Annotated in this window: 25 protein-coding genes; 13 read left to right on the forward strand and 12 right to left on the reverse strand. The window is 32.3% G+C overall.

Annotated features, from left to right (window positions below; all coding sequences use genetic code 11):
* Positions 1-39 precede the first annotated feature (39 nt).
* Positions 40-1,944 carry a molecular chaperone DnaK gene (gene dnaK / locus OU788_RS08050; RefSeq protein ID WP_274634698.1) on the reverse strand — a complete coding sequence of 635 codons (1,905 nt, stop codon included), beginning with the start codon at positions 1,942-1,944 and terminating at the stop codon, positions 40-42.
* 140 nt (positions 1,945-2,084) lie between these two features.
* Positions 2,085-2,684, reverse strand: a complete 600-nt coding sequence (locus OU788_RS08055; protein WP_274634699.1) for an NUDIX hydrolase — start codon at positions 2,682-2,684, stop codon at positions 2,085-2,087.
* Between the two features lie 7 nt (positions 2,685-2,691).
* Here OU788_RS08055 and pyrE point away from each other — a divergent pair, with 7 nt between their 5' ends.
* Together pyrE and OU788_RS08065 are read left to right on the forward strand one after the other, a co-directional pair.
* Positions 2,692-3,342, forward strand: a complete 651-nt coding sequence (gene pyrE / locus OU788_RS08060) for an orotate phosphoribosyltransferase (protein WP_028893078.1) — start codon at positions 2,692-2,694, stop codon at positions 3,340-3,342.
* 7 nt (positions 3,343-3,349) lie between these two features.
* Positions 3,350-3,739, forward strand: coding sequence for an SRPBCC family protein (locus OU788_RS08065; RefSeq protein ID WP_274634700.1), 390 nt, complete (start codon positions 3,350-3,352; stop codon positions 3,737-3,739).
* Here the strand turns inward: OU788_RS08065 and OU788_RS08070 are convergent.
* On the reverse strand, positions 3,734-4,468 hold the full coding sequence (locus tag OU788_RS08070) for a biotin--[acetyl-CoA-carboxylase] ligase (protein WP_274634701.1): 735 nt from the start codon (positions 4,466-4,468) through the stop codon (positions 3,734-3,736). The two genes, OU788_RS08065 and OU788_RS08070, sit on opposite strands and share 6 nt — an antisense overlap.
* Positions 4,469-4,554: 86 nt before the next feature.
* Between OU788_RS08070 and rsfS the strand changes: the two genes are divergently transcribed.
* From rsfS to OU788_RS08120, 10 genes are all read left to right on the forward strand, one after another.
* The gene (gene rsfS, locus OU788_RS08075) at positions 4,555-4,923 is read left to right on the forward strand and encodes a ribosome silencing factor (RefSeq protein ID WP_028893075.1); all 369 of its coding nucleotides are present in this window, start codon (positions 4,555-4,557) and stop codon (positions 4,921-4,923) included.
* A 25-nt stretch (positions 4,924-4,948) separates the two neighbouring features.
* The gene (gene ftsH / locus OU788_RS08080; protein ID WP_274634702.1) at positions 4,949-6,877 is read left to right on the forward strand and encodes an ATP-dependent zinc metalloprotease FtsH; all 1,929 of its coding nucleotides are present in this window, start codon (positions 4,949-4,951) and stop codon (positions 6,875-6,877) included.
* A 12-nt stretch (positions 6,878-6,889) separates the two neighbouring features.
* A complete protein-coding gene (locus tag OU788_RS08085) occupies positions 6,890-7,480 on the forward strand; it encodes a hypothetical protein (protein ID WP_274634703.1) in 591 nt (196 codons plus the stop codon).
* 3 nt (positions 7,481-7,483) lie between these two features.
* Positions 7,484-8,275 (forward strand): phosphatidate cytidylyltransferase, encoded by a 792-nt coding sequence (locus OU788_RS08090; protein WP_274634704.1) that lies wholly within the window; start codon positions 7,484-7,486, stop codon positions 8,273-8,275.
* Positions 8,276-8,305: 30 nt separating this feature from the next.
* Positions 8,306-8,563, forward strand: a complete 258-nt coding sequence (locus OU788_RS08095; protein ID WP_274634705.1) for an acyl-CoA-binding protein — start codon at positions 8,306-8,308, stop codon at positions 8,561-8,563.
* 5 nt (positions 8,564-8,568) lie between these two features.
* Positions 8,569-9,198, forward strand: coding sequence for a YceI family protein (locus OU788_RS08100; RefSeq protein WP_274634706.1), 630 nt, complete (start codon positions 8,569-8,571; stop codon positions 9,196-9,198).
* Positions 9,199-9,441: 243 nt separating this feature from the next.
* Positions 9,442-10,128, forward strand: coding sequence for a TetR/AcrR family transcriptional regulator (locus tag OU788_RS08105; protein ID WP_274634707.1), 687 nt, complete (start codon positions 9,442-9,444; stop codon positions 10,126-10,128).
* Entirely contained in the window at positions 10,112-11,782 is a 1,671-nt protein-coding gene (locus OU788_RS08110; RefSeq protein ID WP_274634708.1) for a peptidase domain-containing ABC transporter, read from the forward strand. The genes OU788_RS08105 and OU788_RS08110 overlap by 17 nt, the downstream gene beginning before the upstream one ends.
* Before the next feature lie 6 nt (positions 11,783-11,788).
* Positions 11,789-13,150: an HlyD family secretion protein gene (locus tag OU788_RS08115; protein WP_274634709.1), complete on the forward strand. Its 1,362-nt coding sequence runs from the start codon at positions 11,789-11,791 to the stop codon at positions 13,148-13,150.
* Positions 13,151-13,181: 31 nt separating this feature from the next.
* On the forward strand, positions 13,182-14,579 hold the full coding sequence (locus OU788_RS08120; RefSeq protein ID WP_274634710.1) for a TolC family protein: 1,398 nt from the start codon (positions 13,182-13,184) through the stop codon (positions 14,577-14,579).
* A 52-nt stretch (positions 14,580-14,631) separates the two neighbouring features.
* Here the strand turns inward: OU788_RS08120 and OU788_RS08125 are convergent, their stop codons facing one another.
* The 9 genes from OU788_RS08125 to kynU all read right to left on the reverse strand — a co-directional run bounded on the left by OU788_RS08125 (position 14,632) and on the right by kynU (position 22,822).
* Positions 14,632-15,717, reverse strand: a complete 1,086-nt coding sequence (locus OU788_RS08125; protein WP_274634711.1) for an amidohydrolase family protein — start codon at positions 15,715-15,717, stop codon at positions 14,632-14,634.
* A gap of 95 nt (positions 15,718-15,812) precedes the next feature.
* Positions 15,813-16,337: a 3-hydroxyanthranilate 3,4-dioxygenase gene (locus OU788_RS08130; protein ID WP_274634712.1), complete on the reverse strand. Its 525-nt coding sequence runs from the start codon at positions 16,335-16,337 to the stop codon at positions 15,813-15,815.
* Between the two features lie 94 nt (positions 16,338-16,431).
* The gene (locus tag OU788_RS08135) at positions 16,432-17,208 is read right to left on the reverse strand and encodes an SDR family oxidoreductase (RefSeq protein ID WP_274634713.1); all 777 of its coding nucleotides are present in this window, start codon (positions 17,206-17,208) and stop codon (positions 16,432-16,434) included.
* Between the two features lies 1 nt (position 17,209).
* Positions 17,210-17,428 (reverse strand): DUF6500 family protein, encoded by a 219-nt coding sequence (locus OU788_RS08140; protein ID WP_047789338.1) that lies wholly within the window; start codon positions 17,426-17,428, stop codon positions 17,210-17,212.
* Positions 17,421-18,863, reverse strand: a complete 1,443-nt coding sequence (locus tag OU788_RS08145) for an aldehyde dehydrogenase (RefSeq protein ID WP_274634714.1) — start codon at positions 18,861-18,863, stop codon at positions 17,421-17,423. The genes OU788_RS08140 and OU788_RS08145 overlap by 8 nt, the downstream gene beginning before the upstream one ends.
* 66 nt (positions 18,864-18,929) lie before the next feature.
* Entirely contained in the window at positions 18,930-19,343 is a 414-nt protein-coding gene (locus tag OU788_RS08150) for a RidA family protein (RefSeq protein WP_274634715.1), read from the reverse strand.
* Between the two features lie 88 nt (positions 19,344-19,431).
* Positions 19,432-20,034, reverse strand: a complete 603-nt coding sequence (locus OU788_RS08155; protein WP_274634716.1) for a DUF1697 domain-containing protein — start codon at positions 20,032-20,034, stop codon at positions 19,432-19,434.
* Positions 20,035-20,074: 40 nt separating this feature from the next.
* Entirely contained in the window at positions 20,075-21,445 is a 1,371-nt protein-coding gene (locus OU788_RS08160) for an FAD-dependent oxidoreductase (RefSeq protein ID WP_274634719.1), read from the reverse strand.
* 99 nt (positions 21,446-21,544) lie between these two features.
* Complete coding sequence (kynU, locus tag OU788_RS08165; RefSeq protein ID WP_274634717.1) at positions 21,545-22,822, reverse strand: kynureninase; 1,278 nt, start codon at positions 22,820-22,822, stop codon at positions 21,545-21,547.
* A gap of 148 nt (positions 22,823-22,970) precedes the next feature.
* Between kynU and OU788_RS08170 the strand changes: the two genes are divergently transcribed.
* A partial coding sequence (locus OU788_RS08170) for an IclR family transcriptional regulator (RefSeq protein ID WP_274634718.1) occupies positions 22,971-23,726 on the forward strand: 756 nt, incomplete at its 3' end.

Below are 23,726 nucleotides of genomic sequence, written 5' to 3' on the forward strand. Positions count from 1 at the left end.
CGCCTGTTGGCGAGCTTTTAAAAACTTATGTATGTAAAATTATTTAACTTCTTCGAAGTCTACATCTTCTACATTATCTCCTTCTGATGAAGAACCTGTATTTGCATTTCCTTGTGCATCTGCTCCGTTAGCTTGTGCATCTTGTTGTGCTTTATACATTTCTTCTGAAGCAACTTTCCAAGCTTCGTTGATCTTTTCCATTGCAGCATCGATAGCAGCAAGATCTTTAGATTCGTGTGCTTTCTTTAACTCTTCTAAAGCAGCTTCGATTGGTTCTTTTTTATCAGCTGATAATTTATCACCAAACTCTTTTAATTGCTTTTCTGTTTGGAAAATCATAGAATCTGCTCCGTTAATTTTCTCAGCAGTTTCTTTCGCTTTCTTATCGGCATCAGCATTAGCTTCTGCTTCTTGCTTCATCTTTTGGATTTCTTCATCAGATAATCCTGAAGAAGCCTCGATACGAATATCTTGTGACTTACCAGTTGCTTTATCTACTGCAGATACTTTAATAATTCCGTTTGCATCAATATCAAAAGTTACTTCAATTTGAGGCACTCCTCTTTGTGCTGGAGGAATATCTGTTAATTGGAAACGACCAATTGTTTTGTTATCTGCTGCCATCGCTCTTTCACCTTGTAATACGTGAATATCTACTGATGGTTGGTTGTCTACTGCTGTAGAGAACACTTGCGATTTTTTAGTTGGAATGGTTGTATTTGCTTCGATTAACTTCGTAAATACATTCCCCATTGTTTCAATTCCTAATGATAATGGTGTAACGTCTAATAATAATACGTCTTTAACATCACCTGTTAACACTCCTCCTTGAATTGCTGCTCCTAACGATACAACTTCATCTGGATTTACACCTTTACTTGGTGCTTTTCCGAAGAATTTCTCAACAGCTTCTTGAATTGCAGGAATACGAGTTGAACCTCCTACTAAAATTACTTCATCAATATCAGATGTAGATAAATCTGCATTTTTTAATGCTGTTCTACATGGCTCAATTGTTCTATCAATTAAATCGTGGATTAATTGCTCAAACTTTGCTCTTGTTAATGTTCTTACCAAGTGTTTTGGTCCACTAGCCGTAGCAGTGATATATGGTAAGTTAATTTCTGTTGAAGTTGTACTTGATAATTCAATCTTAGCTTTTTCAGCAGCTTCTTTTAAACGTTGTAATGCCATAGGATCTTTACGTAAATCCATATTCTCTTCAGCATTAAACTCTTCTGCTAACCAGTTAATGATTTTTTCATCTACATCATCACCTCCTAAGTGAGTATCTCCATCAGTAGCTAATACTTCAAATACTCCGTCTCCTAATTCTAAGATAGAAACATCATGCGTACCACCACCAAAATCGAATACTACAATTTTCTTATCATCATTTGCTTTATCTAATCCGTAAGCTAATGCTGCTGCAGTTGGCTCGTTGATAATACGACGAACTGTTAATCCTGCAATTTCACCTGCTTCTTTAGTAGCTTGACGTTGTGCATCGTTAAAATATGCTGGTACTGTAATTACCGCTTCAGAAACACCTTGACCTAAATAGTCTTCAGCAGTTTTCTTCATTTTCTGTAAAATCATTGCAGAAATTTCTTGCGGTGTATATAAACGATCATCAATTTTTACTCTTGGTGTATCGTTATCTCCTTTTACTACTTCATAAGGTACTCTACCTGCTTCTTTTTCAGACTCAGAATACTTATTCCCCATAAAACGTTTAATAGAATAAACTGTTTTTGTTGGGTTTGTTACTGCTTGACGTTTTGCAGGATCTCCTACTTTACGCTCACCACCTTCTACGAATGCTACAATAGATGGTGTAGTTCTTTTTCCTTCAGCATTTGGAATAACTACTGGCTCATTTCCTTCCATTACAGACACACATGAGTTCGTAGTACCTAAATCTATACCTATAATTTTACTCATAATCTTTATTTATCTTTTTTAAGTTTTTAATTCAAATTTACGAGTAGTATTAGTCAAAGTGTATGCCAACAGAGTTCCTCTATTATTTTGGCAGAAAAAGAACAAAAAGTAATTGTTTTTTATGACAGAGTGTCATAAACTTATCCTTTTACGTAGGAATTGTAGACAAGTTGTATGTTAGCGTAGCTATTCATTAAGGCTTCTTGGGTTGCTTTCTCATCTTTAAAAGCTACTTCTGTTATTCCTTCTTCTAATTGTGGAATTAACTCCCCTTCATAATCTGAGTGCATTAAATACCAATGAGTCTCTTTTAAACGGTATTCATTATCCATTACAAATAAATGGTAAGTATCAATAAGTTTTCTTTGTATTGTTAGGTTTTCAATACCACATTCTTCTTCCACTTCTCTAATAGCTGTTTCTTCTATTTCTTCTCCTTCTTCAATTCTTCCTTTGGGCAAATCCCATTTGCTACCTCTATATATAAACAGCACTTCATTGTTGTCATTTAAAACCAATCCACCCCCAGCAACAATTACCTTAAACTTTTCTTTAAATACTGGCCAAACTTCATCTAAGTTATTCGAATACAAGTAAACACCTTCAATTTTACCTACTTTTAACTTGTAAATAAGTTCTTCAATTATTGTATTTTTATAAATATAAACAGGAAAATCCCCTTCATTTTTAATTGAAGTTGTAAAAATTATTGGTTTATCATTAACAAAAACTTTATACATTTGCGACATGGATTTTAACAAAGATACAGCAAAAAAAACTGCCGAGCTTCTTTTGCAAATTAAAGCGATAAAATTGAGCCCGAAAGAGCCTTTTACATGGGCTTCTGGATGGAAGTCTCCAATTTATTGCGATAACAGAATTACATTATCATATCCTCCTGTTAGGAATTTTTTGAAACAAGAAATTGCCAAACTGGTTGAAGAAAAGCATGGTAAACCTGATGTGATTGCAGGTGTAGCAACCGGAGCTATTGCTATTGGTATATTAGTTGCTCAAGAACTAGGAGTACCTTTTGTATATGTAAGACCAGAGCCTAAAAAACATGGTAGACAAAACCAAATTGAAGGACATATAGAAAGTGGTCAAAATGTTGTAGTTATTGAAGATTTAATTAGTACAGGTAAAAGTAGTTTAAATGCGGTAAAAGCTTTAAAAGAAGCGCATGCTAATGTTAAAGGTATGGTAGCTATTTTCTCTTACGGATTTAGTATTGCTTCTGAAAATTTTAAAGCAGACGGTGTAGAACTAACTACATTAAGTAACTATGAATACTTATTAGAACAAGCTTTAGACAGTAAATATATAACTAGCGAAGAGCTCCGTACTTTAGAAGACTGGAGAATTGAACCTAGTAAATGGAAACAAAACGAAAACTAACAGCACAATGAATATAGAAGGAAATACAGTAACTGTAAAAAAGTCATCTAAAGACTTATTTGATTTTTTAACCAAACTTGAAAACTTTGAGCAATTAATGCCTGAGAATACTCAAAAATTTGAGGTAGATGGTGATAGCTTTATTTTTGGTTTAAAAGGAATGCCTGAAATTAGATTGGTTATGAAAGATAAAACCGAATACTCTAATGTTACTTTAGGTGCTGCAAGCAGTAAATTACCTTTTACATTAGCTGCTGACATTAATGAGGTTTCTGAAAACGAAAGTGAGGTAACTTTAAAGTTTAACGGTGAGTTCAATGCTATGATGGCAATGATGGTGAAAGCTCCGTTAACAAAGTTTATTGGTACTTTAACTGAAAACTTAGCAAAATTATAAATTAGCAAACGAAACTTCTTTCAACCCAAATTCTTGAATCGTTTCGTCTTCTAATTCAATTTGGAGATTTCCATTTTCTGAAACTCCAATGATTTTACCCATAAATAAAATGTTCTGATTGTTTGTAAACATTGTCGGAACATTTTTTTTATACAATACTTTTAAATAATTCTCTTCTAATAACTGATATTCGTTTTTTAAAAGCTCTAAATTTTCCTTAAGTTTAAAAAGTACGGTTTCTAATAAAGCATCTAAATCTGTTTCTTTATTTAAAATCATTTTGATTGAAGAAGCATTAGGTAATTTTTCAGGAAAAGTATTTTGGTTTACGTTAATCCCTATACCTATCACAGAAGAACTTATATTGCTACCTTTTAAAGAGTTCTCTATTAAAATCCCTACTATTTTTTTATTTCCTGACAGAATGTCGTTAGGCCATTTCACCGCCAAATTGGGTATTTCTATGCCTTTCAACGCTTCCAAAACACTTAACGAAACACAGAAATTTAAATACTTATGATTTTCAATACGCAAAGCTTCAAACCTACAAAACACACTAAAAGTCAAGTTTTTACCTTCTTCAACTACCCATTCTGAATTCATTTGCCCCCTACCCTTTGTTTGAGTTTTAGCAACCACTACTGTAAAATCATCAATTGACATTTTTGACACCATATCTTTCAAAAAAGTGTTGGTTGAATCGATGGCATTAAGTTTGATTATTTTCATGTAAATTTAGTGAGTGAAACAAGTATCAATATTACATAAATTACTCACAAAAAAACAATAACTTTGCTAAAACTTAATTTTATTTAATGACAATAAAACAAACAAACACAGACGATCTTTTAGCTGTGATTATTAAAGGGATAGATGATGTAAAGGGAGAAGACATCCAATTACTAGATTTAAGGGAGATAGAAAACACTGTTTGTGATTATTTTGTAGTTTGTTCTGCTAACTCGAACACACAAGTTAATGCCATTTCTGGCTCTGTACAAAAAGTAGTAAGCAAAGAACTTAAAGACAAACCTTGGCACGTTGAAGGTCTTGGTAACGCTGAATGGGTTCTTATGGATTACGTAAATGTTGTTGTACATATCTTTCAAAAACAAGTTCGTGAGTTTTACGACATTGAAAGTCTTTGGGGAGATGCAAAAATTACCGAAATCAACCCTGCTTAATTGCTAACATTTTATACACCTATTTATGAGTGATAATAAAAAAAACACGCCAAAATTTACGTTTAGCTCGTTTTGGCTATACATACCAATACTAATTATATTATTAGGGTTAAGTTTTTTTAACTCTGGTAATTTAGGATCTCGTAATATTTCTAAAAACGAGTTCACTAAAATTTTAGAAGCCAACGATATTCAGAAAATAGTTGTTGAAAACAACAATGTTGCTCAAATCTTTTTAAAGCCTGAAGCAGAAAAAAAAGAAGAGCACAAAAAATTAGTTGAATCTCCTTTCTTTAGAAAAGGTTCTCCGTTGTACAGCTACAATTTTGGTGATTTACAAAATTTTGAAAACGAGATCGAAAAAGAAAAGAAAGAAAACAACCTTGATTTTGATAAAGTAAATATTGAAAGAACTAGTATGATGGATACCATTATTAGCTTCCTTCCTTTTATTTTATTAATTGCGATTTGGTTGTTCTTTATGAGAAGAATGTCAGGAGCTGCTGGAGGCGGTGGTGCTGGAGGTCAAATTTTCAATATCGGAAAATCAAAAGCAAAACTTTTTGACGAGAATACTAAAGTTAAAACTACTTTTAAAAATGTAGCTGGTTTAGAAGGTGCTAAAGAAGAGGTTCAAGAAATTGTTGACTTCTTAAAAAGCCCTGAAAAATATACTAAACTAGGAGGTAAAATTCCTAAAGGAGCCTTATTAGTAGGACCTCCTGGTACTGGTAAAACTTTATTAGCTAAAGCTGTTGCTGGTGAAGCTGGCGTACCTTTCTTCTCTTTATCAGGTTCTGATTTTGTTGAAATGTTTGTAGGAGTTGGTGCATCTCGTGTACGTGACTTATTTAAACAGGCGCAACAAAAATCGCCTTCAATCATTTTTATTGATGAAATTGATGCTATTGGACGTGCTAGAGGTAAAAACAATATGACAGGTGGTAATGACGAACGTGAAAACACTTTAAACCAATTATTAACAGAAATGGATGGTTTTGGTACCGATACTAATGTAATTGTATTAGCTGCTACCAACCGTGCTGATGTATTAGATAAAGCTTTAATGCGTGCTGGTCGTTTTGATCGTCAAATTTATGTTGATTTACCAGACTTACACGAACGTAGAGAAATTTTTAACGTACATATCAAATCATTAAAGTTAGCTGAAAACGTAAACTTAGAGTTCTTAGCACAACAAACGCCTGGTTTCTCTGGAGCTGATATTGCTAACCTTTGTAATGAAGCTGCTTTAATCGCTGCAAGAAAAGGTAAAGAAGCAATCGAGCATCAAGATTTCTTAGATGCTGTTGATCGAATTGTAGGTGGTTTAGAAAAGAAAAACAAAGTAATCACTCCGAAAGAAAAGAAAGTAATTGCTTTCCACGAAGCAGGTCATGCAACGGTAAGTTGGATGTTAGAGCATGCCGCTCCTTTAGTAAAAGTTACTATCGTTCCTCGTGGTCAATCATTAGGAGCTGCTTGGTATCTTCCAGAAGAAAGAAAAATTGTTCAAACAGAGCAAATGCTTGATGAAATGTGTGCTACCATGGGTGGTAGAGCTGCTGAAAAGTTAATGTTTGATAAGATTTCTACAGGTGCGTTAAGCGACTTAGAAAAAGTTACGAAACAAGCTCGTGCTATGGTTACTGTTTACGGTTTAAATGACAAAGTAGGTAATATTACCTATTACGATTCATCTGGAAACGATGCTTTTGTTAAGCCGTATAGTGATGCTACTGCTCAGAAAATTGATGAAGAAATTTCAGAAATTATCGAAAATCAATACAAAAGAGCTATTGATATACTAGATGAAAACAGAGATAAACTAACTGAGTTAGCTGAATTATTACTTGAAAAAGAGGTAATTTTCAAAGACGATTTAGTAAAAATCTTTGGAGATAGACCGTTTGGAAAGGAAGAAGAAAAAACTGAAACAACAACTGAAGAATAGTTTTTTATTTGAATGAATTTTTTCAATAAATTATTTAAAACCTTTAAAGAATCATCTAAAGAGAAGATTATAAATGAGCAAGTAGTTCATTTATCTTTAGATGATTCTTTTGTTCATCATTTTATAAATAAAGGAGGTAAATTTTTATACTGTACATCTATAAACGAAGTAACTAATAATTTAAAAAGCATCTTACAAGAAAATAATTGGCGAAAAGTTACTTGTACAGATTATGACTTATTAAAAATTACTGAAAAAATTGAGGTAAATGTTCAACAACATTCATCTGAATCAGTTCCTTTTTTCACCTCTTGCGAACACTTAATTGCAGACAAAGGAGAAATATTATTCTCTTCTAATCAATTAGGTAGTAATAAATTAGCTGCACACTCTAAGCATTTTATTGTGTATGCTACAACTAGCCAATTAGTAAAAAATACAGGAGAAGGTTTAATGGGAATTAAAACACATTTTAGTGGTAATATTCCTACCAATATCAGCTCTATAAGAAATTATAAATTTGAAGTGGAAGATGATAATTTCTTAAATTATGGCAACAATAACACAAAAAATTTATATTTGCTGCTCTTTGAAGACCTTTAACCTATGTCTAATCTTTTAACAAGATCACTTTCTGCACTTGTTTACGCTATCCTATTTATTTCTGCTATTTTATTTTCTGCAGAAACATATATAGGTTTATTAGCTGTGTTTGCTACTTTTTGCATTTGGGAATTTTCTAAAATTTTAAAATCAAAAAGTTTTATTCCCTATTTACTTTTAGCTTACGTGGTTTTCTCTTCAGTAAAGGCAACTATTAATTTTACTGATTTTTTACTAGCTGCCACCCTATTCGGTTTATCTGTCTTATTATATTTATTGATAAGCACAAAGCCGATTAAAACAGAAGCTTTTAGTGAAAAAATATTTTTACAAGCTATTTATTTAATTTTCCCTTTTTACTTTTTAATGAATCTTCCGTTCATTAACAATGTGTATCATCCTTACATCATAATTTATATTATGCTTCTTATTTGGACAAATGATAGCTTTGCTTTCTTGGTAGGCAAAAACTTCGGAAAACATAAACTATTTGAAAAAGTATCTCCTAAAAAAACGATTGAAGGTTTTATAGGTGGTGTCGTTTTTTCTATAATTGTAGGTATTATCATTGGGCAATATTCAGGTGTATTTTCTACCTTAAACTGGATAATCATTGCGGTTATCGTTGCCGTTTTTGGATCTTTAGGTGATTTAGTAGAATCTAAATTTAAAAGACAAGCCAATGTAAAAGATAGTGGCACAATTATGCCTGGTCATGGTGGATTATTAGATAGGCTTGATAGTTTGTTTTTCCTTGCACCCTTCGTATATTTGTATATTCATTACATAATGTAAACTGTCTGTACATTTTAATTATCCAACCCCATGGAAAGTGATTTAGATTTAAAATTTAAAGAAGCTTATAAAATAGCATCTAAGCTAGAGGAAAAACTTCCTCCAGATGTTATGCTACGCCTATATGCTTACTATAAACAAGCCGTAAAAGGTGACAGATTTACATTTAACGATAATAGCGACCTACGAAATGCTTTTAAGTTCAACGCATGGATGCAACTTAGAGGGATGGGAGAAGATGAAGCTAAAGAAGAATATATTAAATTAGTAAATTCAATCATAAAATAAACCTCATGAAAAAAATCGTTTATACACTAGTTTTCTGTTTTACAATTGCTCAAATGGTTTCTTGTAAATCTGAAGCTAAAAAAGAAACTGAAACAACAAAAGAAGAAGTAACAGCAGCTAAAAAAGCATTTGTTTTACAAGATGCAACCAATACTGTAAACTGGGTAGCTTATAAAACTACCGACAAAGTACCTGTAAAAGGTCAATTTCAAAAAGTAAATATTACTGCTGGTGGTGAAGCAGATACTGCAAAAGAAGCAATTAATAACGCAGAATTTTCTATTCCTGTAAGTAGTATTTTTACACAAGATACTAGTAGAGATTTTAAAATTAAGAAGTTTTTCTTCGGAGTTATGGATAAAACTGAATTACTTTCTGGTAAATTAGTTTTAGAAAATGACTCTATTGGTTATGCAGATTTAACAATGAACAGTGTTACTAAAAGACTTCCTTTTAAATACACTTTAAACGGAAAAGAGTTTAGTTTAAACGCTACAATGAACATTTCTGATTGGCAAGCTCAAAATGCTTTAGATTCTTTAAACACTGCTTGTAAAGATTTACACAAAGGTGCTGACGGAGTTTCTAAAACTTGGGATGATGTAGCATTAAATATCACTTCTGTGTTTAAATAAAAAACAAATTAAAAATATATTTTAAAGCCTCAGAAATTACTCTGAGGCTTTTTTATTTTTAATGTACTTCAAACATTCATTTTTACCCCAAATAAATCTTAATTTAACACTATTCTATAAAGTTAGTCATATTCTAAAAAGTCTTCATAAGTATTTTATGCAATTAAAATTAACACCGTATTAATACTTTTATTTTCATAATTAATAGTTTTACTATTATATTTGCACAGTTAATTTTTAATTATGAAAAATTTACTATCAAATTTAAAAATAGAGATTCCTTCTGGTATTTATATTAAAGATCCTGAAACATCTGATTTAGGTAAAAGAATAATAGAAAACAGTATTATACTAATTGAAGAAATTGGTTTTGAAAACTTTAATTTCAAGAGATTAGGCAAAGTAATAGGCTCGAACGAAAGTTCTATTTATCGTTATTTTGAAAGTAAGCATAGACTTTTAACCTACTTAACTTCTTGGTATTGGGGATGGATTCAGTATTCTTTAGTAATAGAAACTTATAGTATTAACAACCCAAAAGAAAAATTGATTAAAGCTATTGAAGTTTTAACTAGAAAAGCCAAACAAGACAATAACTTTTCTCATATAAATGAAGCCTTACTTAATTTAATCATAATCAATGAAAATTCAAAATCATACTCTACAAAAGAGGTAGATACTGAAAATAAAGACGGGTTTTTTAAACTGTATAAAGAAGTAATAAAACGTTTTGCAGAAATTATTAGTAATTATGACAATTCGTACAAACACCCTTTAACATTAGCAAGTACTATAATTGAAGGAATATTACATCAGCAATTTGTCAAAGCTCATTTTAAATCACTTACTAACTGTAATGAAAACACTACTATCACATCCTTTTTTACAGAATTAACTTTAAACGTACTTTCAAATGAAGGAAAAAAATAAACTAACTCCGTGGCAACGATTTTTAGGGCTTATTAAACTAGAAAAAAAAGACACAACCCAAATCGCTTATTACGCTATTTTTGAAGGTATTGTAGCCCTCTCACTTCCTCTAGGAGTACAAGCTATTATTAACTTATTACAAGCAGCTCAAATTTCTGCTTCTTGGATTGTATTAGTCATATTAGTAACTGCTGGTGTTGCTTTTAGTGGAGTTTTAAAACTAATGCAGTTTAGAATTATTGAAACTATTCAACAAAGAATATTTACCAGAGCATCTATAGAACTTAGTTATCGATTTCCTAAGATTAAAATGAATGAACTAAGAAACTATTACCCCCCTGAACTTGCCAATCGCTTTTTTGATACGTTAACCATTCAAAAAGGTATTTCAAAAATTTTAATTGATGCTCCTTCTGCTCTGTTACAAATCATTTTTGCCTTACTTCTACTTTCCTTGTATCATCCGTTTTTTATTATTTTCGGATTGTTAGTTTTACTATTAATCTATGTTGTTTTTAAGTACACCGCAGAAAAAGGATTGGAAACGAGTTTAAAAGAATCAAAAAACAAATATAAAGTGGCTCACTGGCTTCAAGAGATTGCAAGAACTATTATAAGTTTTAAATTATCAGGAAAAACAAAACTAGCACTTGAAAAAAGTGATATTCTAGTAGATGATTATTTAAAATCTAGAGAAAGTCACTTTAAAGTACTTGTTATGCAATATATTCAAATGATTAGTTTTAAAGTAATTATTACTGCTGGTTTATTACTTATAGGTGGTTTTTTAGTACTGACACAACAAATGAATATTGGTCAATTTGTTGCTGCTGAAATTATTATCATACTAATTATGAATTCTGTAGAAAAATTAATACTTGGACTTGAATCTTTTTACGATGTACTTACATCTTTAGAAAAACTCGGAGAAGTTATAGATAAACCCATAGAGCCACAAAAAGGTAGTAATATTAATAGAGATAAACCTTTTAAAATTGAATTTCAAGATGTATCCTATGTTGTTAACAACAGACCAAAACCAGTAATTAATAATGTTTCTTTTGAAATAAACTCTAACGATAGAGTTTTACTTCAAGGAAGTAGTAACTCTGGAAAATCTAGTTTAATTCAACTCATTTCTGGTTTAATTGAACCAACATATGGAAGTATTTTTGTGAATGACTTATCACTAAAAGGTATATTAACTAACAACTACAGAGCTAACCTAGGCTTATCTCTTTCAGAAGAAACTCCTTTCAAAGGAACTATTAGAGAAAACATAACTTTTGGAGATTCTTCTATAACAGATGACGAGATATATAATACTTTTAAAATCACAGGATTAACAGAGTTTCTAAAGCAGCAACCTAAAGGTTTAGACACTTATTTAAAACCTGAAGGGAAACTTATTGCTTATACAGTCGCTAAGAAAATTATTCTATCTAGAGCAATCATTAAAAAACCAAAACTTCTCATTTTGGAGGATCCCCTTGATTTATTTGAAAAAAATGAAGCTGAAAAAATAATTGATTTCATTACTGATGTTTCTCAACCATGGAGTTTAATTATTGTAAGCCGTAATGAATATTGGAAAGAGAAGTGCAACAAACAAATTACCCTTGAAAAAGGTAGTATAACTAACTTTAAATCCTAGGTAATCATGTTAAATATATCAAAAAACACCGTTTCAGATCAAATAGATATCACAAAATTCAAATCTGGAAAAGACATTTTTACAAAAGAGTACCACAAATTATTTAAAAGATTTTTACTAGTCTTTTCTGTTATCTTGGTTATTATCTTGTTTTTACCTTGGACTCAAAATGTATCCAGCGAAGGACATGTTACTACGTTAAAACCTAATCAACGTCCACAAACACTACAATCTCAAATACCTGGACGTATAGAAGAATGGTTTGTACAAGAAGGTGATTTGGTAAAAAAAGGAGACACCATTTTAAGAATTTCTGAAATAAAAAGCGACTATTTTGATCCGAAATTAGCAGAAAGAACAGATAAACAATTAAACTCTAAAACACTATCTGCTAAAGCATATAACAATAAAATTAGTACTCTACAAAATCAGATTATTGCTATTAAAAAAGAGCGTAAACTAAAACTAGAACAAGCTAAAAATAAATTAAAACAAGCTTATTTAAAGACCAAAAGTGATAGTATTGATCTTGAAGCTATTAAAATAAAACAAAAAATAGCTCAAACTCAGTTTGAAAGAACTGTCACTTTAGAAAAAGAAGGCTTAAAAGCTGTAAAAGATGTCGAAGAAAAAAGAGCAAAACTTCAAGAGTTATCTGCTAAATTGATTTCTCAAGAAAATAAATTCTTTACTTCTAAAAATAATATCATCAATGCTCAATTAGCTATTAGTAGTACACAAGCTTCTTATGCTGATAAACTTTCTAAAACAGAAAGTAGCTTATATAGTGCTCAATCTGGTGCTTATGATGCAGAAGTTCAAGTTTCAAAACTAGAAACTAGCTTAGCTAATTATAGCAAACGAAACTCTTTATTATTTATTACAGCTCCACAAGATGGATATATTAATAAAGCTATAAAGTCTGGTATTGGTGAAACTTTTAAAGAAGGTGAACAATTAGTAAATATTATGCCTGCCGACTATGATTTAGCTGTTGAAATGTATATACAACCTATAGATTTACCATTGATACACATTGGTGAAGAAGTTCGTGTTCAGTTTGATGGTTGGCCTGCTATGGTATTTAGTGGTTGGCCTAATGTATCATACGGAACTTACGGTGCCAAAATTGTAGCTATCGAAAATTTTATTAGTAGCAATGGGAAGTATCGTGTTTTAATTGTTCCAAATAACGAGCAAGAGCCTTGGCCAAAAGCTATTAGAGTAGGTTCTGGAGCAAAAACTATTGCCTTATTGGAAAATGTACCTATATGGTTTGAGTTATGGAGACAGATTAACAGCTTCCCTCCTAACTTCTACCAACCAAAAAATAAAGAGAGTGGTAAAGGCTCAAAAAAAGAAGACTAAAACACTTTGTAGAACAATAAAAAACAAATAGATGAAAAGGTTAAGTATCCTTTTTTTGTTACTAAGCTTTATCGCTACAGCACAAGATAATTTAAGTACTCAACTTAGTTTAGAAGAGTATTTAGGGTATGTAAAAAAATATCATCCAGTTATAAAACAAGCTGAGCTTATTACGAGTACCAATGAGGCTAAATTATTAAAAGCTAGAGGTACTTTTGATCCTAAAATAGAAGTAGACTACGACAGAAAAGAGTTTAAAGGCAAAGATTATTACAAAAAGTTAAACTCAACCTTTAAAATTCCAACTTGGTATGGAATAGAGTTAAAAGGTAGTTATGAAAATAATTCTGGCCAGTATTTAAACCCAGAAAATAACACTCCTGAAAATGGTTTGTATAACGTTGGAATATCTGTTTCTTTAGCTAAAAACTTATTTATTAACAAAAGGATGGCTACTTTAAAACAAGCTAAATTCTATAATCAACAAGGTGAATTAGAACAACAGCTATTGATTAATGATATTTTATTTGAAGCCATAAACACATACTTAAACTGGTTGCAGTATTATCAGAGTTATAATGTTTATAAAGATTATTACACTAATGCAAATATCAGGTTAAAAAACGTAAAGAAAAGCTTCAAAGCTGGTGATAAACCAGCTATAGATACTTTAGAGGCTAATATCAATTTAAAAAACAGAAAGTTAGACCTAGAAAAAGCGAATATTAAATACATTAAATCTAAGTTAGAACTTTCTAATTATTTATGGATTGGTAACAATATTCCTATGGAAATAAAGGAAGAAATAGTTCCTGACGTTACTACTTTTTCTAATATTGATACTATTCTAAATACTTCAGTAACCACCTTATTTGATAATGAGTTTGAAAACCATCCTAAATTAAAGTTACTGGAGCTGAAGAAAAGAAACCTAGAAATAAATAAGCAACTAAAAGTAAACAACCTATTACCTAAAGTAGATTTTCAGTATAACTTCCTTGCTTCAAAAGTGGATAATTTTGATGCTTTTAGCACCGCTAATTATAAAAATTCTCTTCAAGTTAGCATTCCTCTTTTTCTTCGTAAATCTAGAGCAGATTTAAAACTTGCTAAGCTAAAACTACAAGATATCGATTTTGAAATTGCGTCAACTAGAGTCTCATTACAAAACAAAATAACGGCTACCGAGCAAGAAATTACATCATATAAAAAACAAAATGATATTTTAAAAAATCTTGTAAACGATTATCATACACTTGTAAAAAGTGAAGAACGTAAGTTTACTTTGGGTGAGAGCTCTATTTTTCTAATTAATTATAGAGAAGTAAAACTAATTGAGAGTAAATTGAAAGAAATTAAAAATGAGTATGAATACGCTAAGACAAAAGGAAAACTTATAAAGCTATTAGGTAAATTAAATAGTTTATAAAACAAAAACCGAAGTATTAACTTCGGTTTTTGTTTATTTATATCTACTTCTTCTATTTAAGAATTTTAGATACTAAATCTTTCTTCGCTTTTTCATCATCTCCGAATAACCACTGTAATACATTATCCTCCCACATCTCATCACGCTCTGTTTCTGTGATAATATTTCTATCAATTGCTAAATCTAAAATTTTCCCTGGATATGACGATTGAATTTCACTCTCCATCTCTCCTAATGGATATGGATCATCTAATCCTATTAACACTTGCTTAGAACCTTGATTTTTAATCAGTAAATCTAACGAACCGGTATCATGGACTAATGTATCAAAGAAAATGTTTTTGTGCCCCACCGCTTTTCTAGGGTGAGTTTTACCTTCAAACAAATCTGGTCTTCCATCAAAACCTTGTATACGACGTCCTAGGTTCATTTGTGCTAACTGACCTCCATGAGCAAAACACACTCGCATATTAGGATATTTTTCATAATATCCATTTAAGGTTAAAAAATGGTATGCATCTGCACACTGCGCCAACATCCAAATTAGGTGGAAACGCCAACTTGTATTTTGTAGTTTGATGAATTTCTCTCCGTCATACGGATGAATTTCAACTGCTAAATTATACTTATCTGCTAGCTCAAAAATAGGTTCGTTTTCTTCATCAAAAATACAACGCCAAGTACCAATGGTATCCATATAGTGTGTTGGTAAGCACAGCAAACGCATCCCTAACACCTCAACACATCGCTCTATCTCCCATAAAGCACCACGAACAAATCCTGGGTGCACCACAAATCCACAAGTAAATTTACCTGGATTATCGTGCTGAACACGCGCATTAAAATCATTTTGGAAACGTAAGGCTTGCTTCATTTCTTCTAAACGAAGTCCATTACCATACAATTGAGACAGATTTAAAACAACCGCATGGTCTATTTTAAAATGCTCCATCCAAGCTAGTTTTTCATCTAAAAAGAAACTAGAATCCGTCACGGGACGACTCCAGTCTTTTTGTAGCATGAATTTTCTATCCTTATCTACCCAAAAAATTCCTTTGTCTTTCATAAACTGTGGAATTTGCTCTGGATAAGGCAATAAATGTGAATGTCCGTTTATTCTAAGTTTGCGTTTTTCCATTTTTTTTGTCATTCCCGTGCAAACAGGAATCTATTTATTTTTTTATTCTTGATTGTTATGAGATTCCTGCCTTCGCAGGAATGACAACCTGTTTTTTAAATTTTATTAGGAGCCTCCATTACGGTACCACATTTATCACAAGTACACTTCTCTTTATCAGAATAATAGGTATCAAAAATTATTGGCATATCTGTTTCAATATTGTCTAAAGCAAATTCTTCTCGGTATAATTGATGTCCGCAATTTTCACAGTACCACTCTAAAGCATCCATCATTCCTTCATCACGTGGATATTCAATAACCAAACCTACCGTATTTGCTTTACGTTGTGGTGAGTGTGGCACCTTTCCTGGTAACAAATAAATATCTCCTTCATTAATTTCAACATCTATCATTTCCCCTTTGTCGTCAATGATTTTCAACACCATATCTCCTTCTAATTGATAGAAAAACTCTGGTGTTTCGTTATAATGATAATCCTTACGATTGTTAGGGCCTCCAACAACCATTACGATATACTCACCATTATCCCAAACTTGTTTGTTTCCTACTGGCGGTTTTAATAAATGACGGTTTTCATCAATCCACTTTTTGAAATTCAAAGGTTGTACTAGATTCATTTTTTAGACTTTTAGATTATTAGATTCAAGAACCAAGACTTTAAAGGTAACCAAAAAATTGTCTTGATTCTTAAAATCTTGGTTCTTGATTCTTTTATAAGGATTTTGTTCTTCCTCCATCAACAGGAACATTAATTCCGTTGATAAAACTTGCTCTTTCACTTGCTAAAAACACAATAGCATTGGCTACCTCCTCTGGTTTTGCAAAACGCTTTGCTGGTGATGCGTTTTTCATCATTTCAGCAACTTCTTCAACAGTTTTCCCTGTTTTAGCAGCTTTATTATTGATAATTTCTGTCAAACGTTCCGTCGCTGTAGCTCCTGGTAATACATTATTCACTGTAATTCCGAATTGACCTAATTCATTCGCTAAGGTTTTACTCCAATTAGCAACCGCACCACGAATAGTATTCGAAACTCCTAAACCATCTAGAGGTTGTTTTACTGAAGTAGAAATTACATTTATAATTCTACCATAATTTTGTTCTTTCATAAACGGCACTAAAGCTTGTACCAATACATGATTACATTTTAAGTGCATGGTAAAAGCACGCTCAAACTCTTCTAGGGTAGCATCAAACACTGGACCTCCTGCTGGACCTCCTGTATTATTCACCAAAATATGAAACTGTAAATTTGTTGCCTCTAACTTCTCTTTTAAATCTGTTGGATTTATAAAATCAGCAACTAAATATCCATGATTTTGGTTATTATTTGGTAACTCAGCTAACACCGCTTTTAATTTATCTTCGCTACGAGCTACCAACGTTACATTTACTCCTTCTTGAGCTAATTGTATTGCTGCTGCTTTTCCTATTCCCTGAGTACTACCACATACCAAGGCGTTTTTATGTTGTATATCTAAATTCATTTTATTCGTTATTCTGAATCATTTGTTTAATCTTAACTGCTTTCTCAAAATGATCTAATTGGTGTGTTTGAATCCACCAAGTAGCCACTTCCATCAGTACTTTTGGATTGTCATTTTTATTTTTGAAAAATGCATAGAACGAAAGCCCTACATTTTCTCCTTTTTTAGCTATCTTCTCTTCACAAATAGCTATTATTTTTTCTTTTATTTCCTTATTCATATTTTATACATACATTTTTTGGTTCTGTAAAAAAGCGTAATGCTTCAAAACCTCCTTCACGTCCTACTCCACTTGCTTTTTGACCTCCAAAAGGCGTTCTTAAGTCACGCAACAACCATGTATTTACCCAAACAATTCCCGTGTGTAATTCTTTAGACAATCGCATGGTTCTCGTCAAATTATTTGTCCATAATGTTGATGATAATCCATATACTACATCATTCGCTAATTGTAAAGCTTCTTCTTCTGTTTTAAAAGACATCAAGGTTACTACAGGTCCGAAAATTTCTTCTTGATTTAATCTACACTGATTACTTGAAACCTCTATAATAGTAGGTTCTAGATAGTATCCATTTTCACTACCTTCTACCGTTACTGTATTTCCTCCGTATAGAATTTTTCCTCCCTCTTGTTCCGCAATGTCTATATATGATTTTACTTTTTCTAAATGTGGTTTCGACACCAAAGCTCCAATATTTGTATCTTCATCAAAAGGATTTCCTACCTTTAATTGAGATACTTTTTGAACAAAATCTTTTTTGAATTGCTCATAGATACTTTCTTCAACAAAAATTCTACTTCCACATAAACATATCTGACCTTGATTGGCAAATGAAGAACGAACTGTAGTCGCTAACATATTCTCATAATCACAATCTGCGAAAATGATATTCGGATTTTTACCTCCTAACTCCAACGACAATTTCTTAAACATAGGTGCTGCTGTACGAGCTATATGCGCTCCTGTAGCGGTACCACCTGTAAATGAAATCGCTTTGATATTTGGATGCTCTATAATGGCTTGTCCTGTGGTAGTTCCTAATCCGTGAACTATGTTCAACACCCCTTTAGGCAAACCTGCTTCATTACAAATTTCTCCTAATAAATAAGCCGTCATTGGCGTTACTTCACTTGGTTTTGCTACGACACAATTTCCTGCTGCTACTGCTGGGGCAATCTTCCATGTGAATAAATAAAGTGGTAAATTCCAAGGAGAAATACATGCCACTACACCAATCGGTTGACGTAACGTAAAATTCATAGCTCCTAAACCAACACTCTCATGAGCTTCGGATGAAAATTGCGTAATTGCATCTGCAAAATATTGAAAATTTGATGAGGCTCTCGGAATATCAATCGCCGTAGCTAAACTTAATGGTTTTCCATTATCTTTAGCTTCAGCTTTTGCTAACTCAGGTAATCTTTGCTGAATTAACTTTGCTATTTTAGAAAGAATATCTCTACGTTCGTTTAAGGTAGTATTTGACCAAGACGGAAAAGCTTCCTTTGCTGCTTCATATGCTAACGCTACATCTTCCTTAGTTGAATTAGGAATTTGTCCATACACTTCTCCAATAGATGGATTATAATTATCAATGTAATTACCTGCTACTGGTGCTACCAGTTCTCCGTTTATGTAGTTTTTAATGTTCATTTCATTCACAGATTAAAGAAAAAAGAGAAAAGAAAAGAGACTTCTTTTGTCTTGGTTCTAGTGTCTTTACTCTTGCTTCTTATACGCTACCACTTTAATTTCAATCAATAAATGTGGATGGGGTAATTGATGTACAGCTACGGTTGTTCTCGTTGGTCCGTTATAATCAAAGTATTCAGCGTATACTTCATTATAACCTCCAAAATCATTCATATTTACCAAGAATGAAGTTACATCTATAATATCAGATAAATCAGCCCCAACTTCTTGTAAAATATCACGAATGTTTTCTATTACCGCTCGGGTTTGCTTTTTAATATCTAAGTTGGTTGTTCCAAATTCATCTACCTCAACTCCTTCAAAAGAATTATCAGGTCTACGAGAACTTGTTCCAGATACATAAATAAAATCGCCTACTTGTTTTACATGTGGAAACTTTCCTCTTGGTATCGCTTTTCCTTTGATTACTTTACTGTCCATAATATTAAGCCCTCTTTATATCCCCTGAGGGGAGAAACTCTAAAAATAGGGTTCTTGAGTTTTATTGTTTTATTTTTATCTTCACATCTTACTCCTTCCCTTTGGGAAGGTTAGGATGGGCCAATTCTAATAGTTTTATCGTTGTTTTTAAATTGCGGGTGGTTGCTGTTACTTTCAACTTCTTTTCGATTACACTGTTTGTCAGTTTAGTTTTTCCAAAACCTGACGGACAATACAAATACACCACATCATCAACTATTTCATATTTGTCTTCGGTAATTCCATTAACTTCAATAACTGATTCTTTAGTTATTCTATCTAAAAAAGTAAAAGCTACTATTTTTTCATTTTCTTGTGAAAATGGATAGTTTTCTAGGTTACTTTTCCATTCCTCTGGTGTTCTAGCCAGTACAGACACATCATACCCAAATTTAGCAGCAATCGCTTCTTTAATTTTCTGACAAACGATTTCTTTTGTTTCTCCTGAATCTAAAATAATATTACCACTTTGAATATAGGTTTGTACATTTTGAAACCCCAATTCATTCAACATTTCTCGTAATTCAGCCATCGGAAGCTTGTTTTTTCCCGAAACATTGATTCCTCTTAGTAATACTATATAAGTACAAGCCCCTCCTAACCTCCCCTGAGGGGAGGAATTATCAACTTTATGTATATCAGTTTCTTCCATTACCTATCTTTTCCCTCCCTTTGGGAGCGTCGGGGCGGTCTTACAGTCCCGCTATTTTATCTTCTTCTAAAATCTCATTGGTTTCTTCTTGCACCTTTTTTAATACCTCATTCAAATCGGTGATGGTATCTAAATCGTGATGTGCCACCATATTTAACAAGGCTTTATCTTGCGCACGTCCTTTTTTCATCGCTTCTGCATACGGAATCTCTTCATTAAAAGTTACCATTGAGTATTTCGAGAAATATTCTTTTGGGAAGGTCTTTTCTAAATCCATTTCTAACTTTCTCTTTTGTTTAAATAATGGATTTGCAACATGATCGCGCATTTCATAAAAGTTGTCGATAGCCAAATCAGCAATCGCATCGGTATCTTCTTTACGTGCTTTTTCATAAGCCTTAAAAGTAGCTTGCCAATCTCCTTCGTGCGTATCAAGAATCGTATCAAATACAGTTACATCTTCAAACGAAGCATTCATTCCTTGTCCATAAAACGGAACAATTGCATGTGCTGCATCTCCCATTAACAAGGTTTTATTTTGATAATGCCAAGGCGAGCATTTTACCGTTCCTAAAGCCCCTGTAGGATTGTTAATAAACTCATCTTTGATACTCGGTATTAACGCTAAGGCATCTGAAAATTCTTTTTCAAAAAACTCAGTTATCTTTTCTTCGGAAGTTAAGTTATTGAAATTGTATTCTCCTTCATCGTAACTCAAAAACAAGGTTACTGTAAAACTTCCATCTAAATTCGGCAACGCAATTAACATATACTCTCCACGAGGCCAAATATGTAAATGGTCTTTACTAATTTGATGGTTTCCTAACTTGTCTGCAGGAATTTCCAATTCTTTATATCCATGCGTTAAGAAATTCTGTGAATAGCTAAACAAGAATTTTCTTTCTAAATAGTAGCTTTTCCTCAATGCAGAGCCAGCACCATCGGTTCCAAAAATTACATCTCCATCTACTGAAAACTCTTGATTGTTCTCATGATTCTTAAAATAAGCTACCGTATTTTCTATATCTACCGAAGTGCATTCGGTGTTAAAATGGATGGTTACGTTTTCGTGTGCTTCCGCTTCGTTTAATAAAATTCCGTTTAAATCTCCTCTTGAAATAGAATTGATATACTCTCCTTCTCTACCCGAATAGTTCGATGCAAACGTATTTCCTTCTCTATCGTGCATTAAACGCCCATACATCGGAATACAAATTTCACGTGCTTTTTCTTCTACTCCACATAAACGTAACGCTTTAAAACCGCGATCCGATAATGCTAAATTAATAGAACGTCCTGCTGAAATATCGGTAACTCGTAAATCTGGACGACTTTCATACATTACTACCTTATAGCCTCTTTGTGCTAAACGAAGTGCTAATAAACTTCCGCATAAACCAGCACCTATAATTACTACAGAAGCCCCTCCTAAATCCTCCCCAGAGGGAAGGACTTTCTTTTCTTTTAATTCTTGATTGTTATTTGTATTCAAAATTTTTCTTTTTTAAAGTTAAACTTCCTTTCCTTCGGAAAGGATTGAGGATAGGCATTCAACCATTCTGTATACATCTTCAAAACTGTTATACATTGGCACTGGTGCACAACGAATTACATCAGGTTCTCTCCAATCGGTTATAATATTATTTTCAGTTAGTTTTTTGTGTAAACTTTTATCTGCATTCTTTACTTGAATAGACAATTGACACCCTCTTTCTTTCGGATTGGATGGCGTAATTATTTTAATTCTATCGGTATCAATCTGATTGATTAAATATTCAAAATAGCCCGTTAATTTTTCCGATTTGGCTCTTAACGCTTCCATTCCTACTTCTTCAAACATATCTAACGAAGCTCTAATTGCTGCCATTGATAAAATTGGTGGATTTGATAACTGCCAACCTTCTGCTCCTGGCATTACATCAAATGGTTGACGCATGTTAAAACGAGTTTCTTTGTTATGGTTCCACCAACCTGCAAAACGAGGTAACTCTTTATTATGTGCATGTTTTTCATGTACAAACAACCCTGCTAAACTTCCCGGACCCGAATTCAAATATTTATAGGTACACCAAGCTGCAAAATCAACTCCACTATCATGTAATTCTGGAGAAATATTTCCTGCACCGTGCGCTAAATCTATACCTACGATACAGTTTTTAGCATGACCAATTTCTGCAATACGTTTGATATCTAAATACTGTCCTGTATAATAATTCACACCACCAATCAACAACAAAGCTATTTCATCACCTTGTTCATCTACTATTTTCTCTAAATCTTCAATACGCAATAACTCTTCTCCTTCACGAGGTTTCCATTCTATCAATCCTTCTTCCGTATCAAAACCATGGAATTTTAATTGCGATTGTACAGCGTATCTATCCGAAGGAAAAGCATCACTTTCTATAACAATTTTATATTTTGTTTTAGTTGGTTGGTAAAACGACACCATTAACAAATGCAAGTTAGTCGTTAGCGTGTTCATCACTACCACTTCTAATGGTTTAGCTCCCACTATTTTTGCCATCGAATTCGTTAAAAATTCGTGATATGGCATCCATGGATTCCGAGCTTCAAAATGCCCTTCTACTCCATATTTTGCCCAATCGTCTAATTCTTGTTGAATGTATTGTTGCGTTTGTTTAGGTTGCAATCCAAGTGAGTTTCCTGTAAAATACAACCAGTCATTTCCTTTTGTGTCTTTAGGAATATGAAACTGCGCTCTTAAATGCGCTAAGTTATCTTCTTTATCTAGTTGTTGTGCGTAATCGAGTGTTGGTTTATACATAGGTATTTATATTTCTAAAAACCATTTCTAAAACACTAAAGATACTTCATTTTTACCTCAAAATAAAACCTAAAGCGTTTCACTTAATAAAACGGTGTTTTATAAATATACACATTTTTATTATATTAGTCAATAATTTTTTGAGAAAATGAATACAGATTCTAAAAATTTAAATCAATCTATCATCAAAGCATTTGCTGTTTTAGATGCTTTTACCAATGATAAAAAAGAATGGGGTGTTAGAGAATTAGCCACTAAAACTGGCTACAACAAAAGTACCGTATACCGATTACTAAGTACTTTAGTTTCATTAAATGCTGTACAACAAAACGACAACGAAAAGTATCAATTGGGAAGTAAGTTGTTTGAATTAGGCAATCGTGTTTCTATATATAAATCACTAAGAGATTTAACCAACGAACCAATACAAAAGGTAGCCTTAGAAATTCAAGAAACTGTTTTGTTGGGTATTTTAAAAGAGCAACAAACATTTCATATTAATAAAGCTGATAGTTTACAAGGACTTAAAATAAGCACCTCTATAGGTTCTTACGCTCCTATTAACGGAAGTGCTATTGGGAAACTACTCTTAGCTTTTTCTTCGTTAGAAACTCAAGAAACTTTTTTTAACTCGATTTCTTTAGAATCGTTTACCAAAAACACGATTTCATCTGTTTCAAAATTTAAAAAGGAATTAGTACAAATTCAACAGCAACAATTTGCATTAGATATTGAGGAATCAGAATTGGGTTTAGTTTGTATTGCCATCCCTATTTATAATAAAAAAGGGAAAGTGATTGCAGGAATCAGTGCGTCTGGACCTTCAAGTAGATTTAAAATGGAGAACGTTACTAGTTATATTCAAATTTTACAAAAAGGAGCCAATACTATAGAACAAAATTTA

This window comes from Tenacibaculum sp. L6, from assembly GCF_028823685.1.
Classification (GTDB): Bacteria; Bacteroidota; Bacteroidia; order Flavobacteriales; family Flavobacteriaceae; genus Polaribacter.

Bases quoted from the DNA above. Each gene is read 5' to 3' on its own strand.
- OU788_RS08115 (WP_274634709.1), top strand. From the start codon at position 11,789: ATGTTAAATATATCAAAAAACACCGTTTCAGATCAAATAGATATCACA.
- OU788_RS08090 (WP_274634704.1), top strand. From the start codon at position 7,484: ATGTCTAATCTTTTAACAAGATCACTTTCTGCACTTGTTTACGCTATC.
- dnaK (WP_274634698.1), bottom strand. From the start codon at position 1,944: ATGAGTAAAATTATAGGTATAGATTTAGGTACTACGAACTCATGTGTG.
- OU788_RS08155 (WP_274634716.1), bottom strand. From the start codon at position 20,034: ATGGAAGAAACTGATATACATAAAGTTGATAATTCCTCCCCTCAGGGG.
- OU788_RS08055 (WP_274634699.1), bottom strand. From the start codon at position 2,684: ATGTATAAAGTTTTTGTTAATGATAAACCAATAATTTTTACAACTTCA.
- ftsH (WP_274634702.1), top strand. From the start codon at position 4,949: ATGAGTGATAATAAAAAAAACACGCCAAAATTTACGTTTAGCTCGTTT.
- OU788_RS08105 (WP_274634707.1), top strand. From the start codon at position 9,442: ATGAAAAATTTACTATCAAATTTAAAAATAGAGATTCCTTCTGGTATT.
- kynU (WP_274634717.1), bottom strand. From the start codon at position 22,822: ATGTATAAACCAACACTCGATTACGCACAACAACTAGATAAAGAAGAT.
- OU788_RS08145 (WP_274634714.1), bottom strand. From the start codon at position 18,863: ATGAACATTAAAAACTACATAAACGGAGAACTGGTAGCACCAGTAGCA.
- rsfS (WP_028893075.1), top strand. From the start codon at position 4,555: ATGACAATAAAACAAACAAACACAGACGATCTTTTAGCTGTGATTATT.
- OU788_RS08135 (WP_274634713.1), bottom strand. From the start codon at position 17,208: ATGAATTTAGATATACAACATAAAAACGCCTTGGTATGTGGTAGTACT.
- OU788_RS08130 (WP_274634712.1), bottom strand. From the start codon at position 16,337: ATGAATCTAGTACAACCTTTGAATTTCAAAAAGTGGATTGATGAAAAC.
- OU788_RS08150 (WP_274634715.1), bottom strand. From the start codon at position 19,343: ATGGACAGTAAAGTAATCAAAGGAAAAGCGATACCAAGAGGAAAGTTT.
- pyrE (WP_028893078.1), top strand. From the start codon at position 2,692: ATGGATTTTAACAAAGATACAGCAAAAAAAACTGCCGAGCTTCTTTTG.
- OU788_RS08100 (WP_274634706.1), top strand. From the start codon at position 8,569: ATGAAAAAAATCGTTTATACACTAGTTTTCTGTTTTACAATTGCTCAA.
- OU788_RS08140 (WP_047789338.1), bottom strand. From the start codon at position 17,428: ATGAATAAGGAAATAAAAGAAAAAATAATAGCTATTTGTGAAGAGAAG.
- OU788_RS08125 (WP_274634711.1), bottom strand. From the start codon at position 15,717: ATGGAAAAACGCAAACTTAGAATAAACGGACATTCACATTTATTGCCT.
- OU788_RS08120 (WP_274634710.1), top strand. From the start codon at position 13,182: ATGAAAAGGTTAAGTATCCTTTTTTTGTTACTAAGCTTTATCGCTACA.
- OU788_RS08095 (WP_274634705.1), top strand. From the start codon at position 8,306: ATGGAAAGTGATTTAGATTTAAAATTTAAAGAAGCTTATAAAATAGCA.
- OU788_RS08065 (WP_274634700.1), top strand. From the start codon at position 3,350: ATGAATATAGAAGGAAATACAGTAACTGTAAAAAAGTCATCTAAAGAC.
- OU788_RS08110 (WP_274634708.1), top strand. From the start codon at position 10,112: ATGAAGGAAAAAAATAAACTAACTCCGTGGCAACGATTTTTAGGGCTT.
- OU788_RS08085 (WP_274634703.1), top strand. From the start codon at position 6,890: ATGAATTTTTTCAATAAATTATTTAAAACCTTTAAAGAATCATCTAAA.
- OU788_RS08070 (WP_274634701.1), bottom strand. From the start codon at position 4,468: ATGAAAATAATCAAACTTAATGCCATCGATTCAACCAACACTTTTTTG.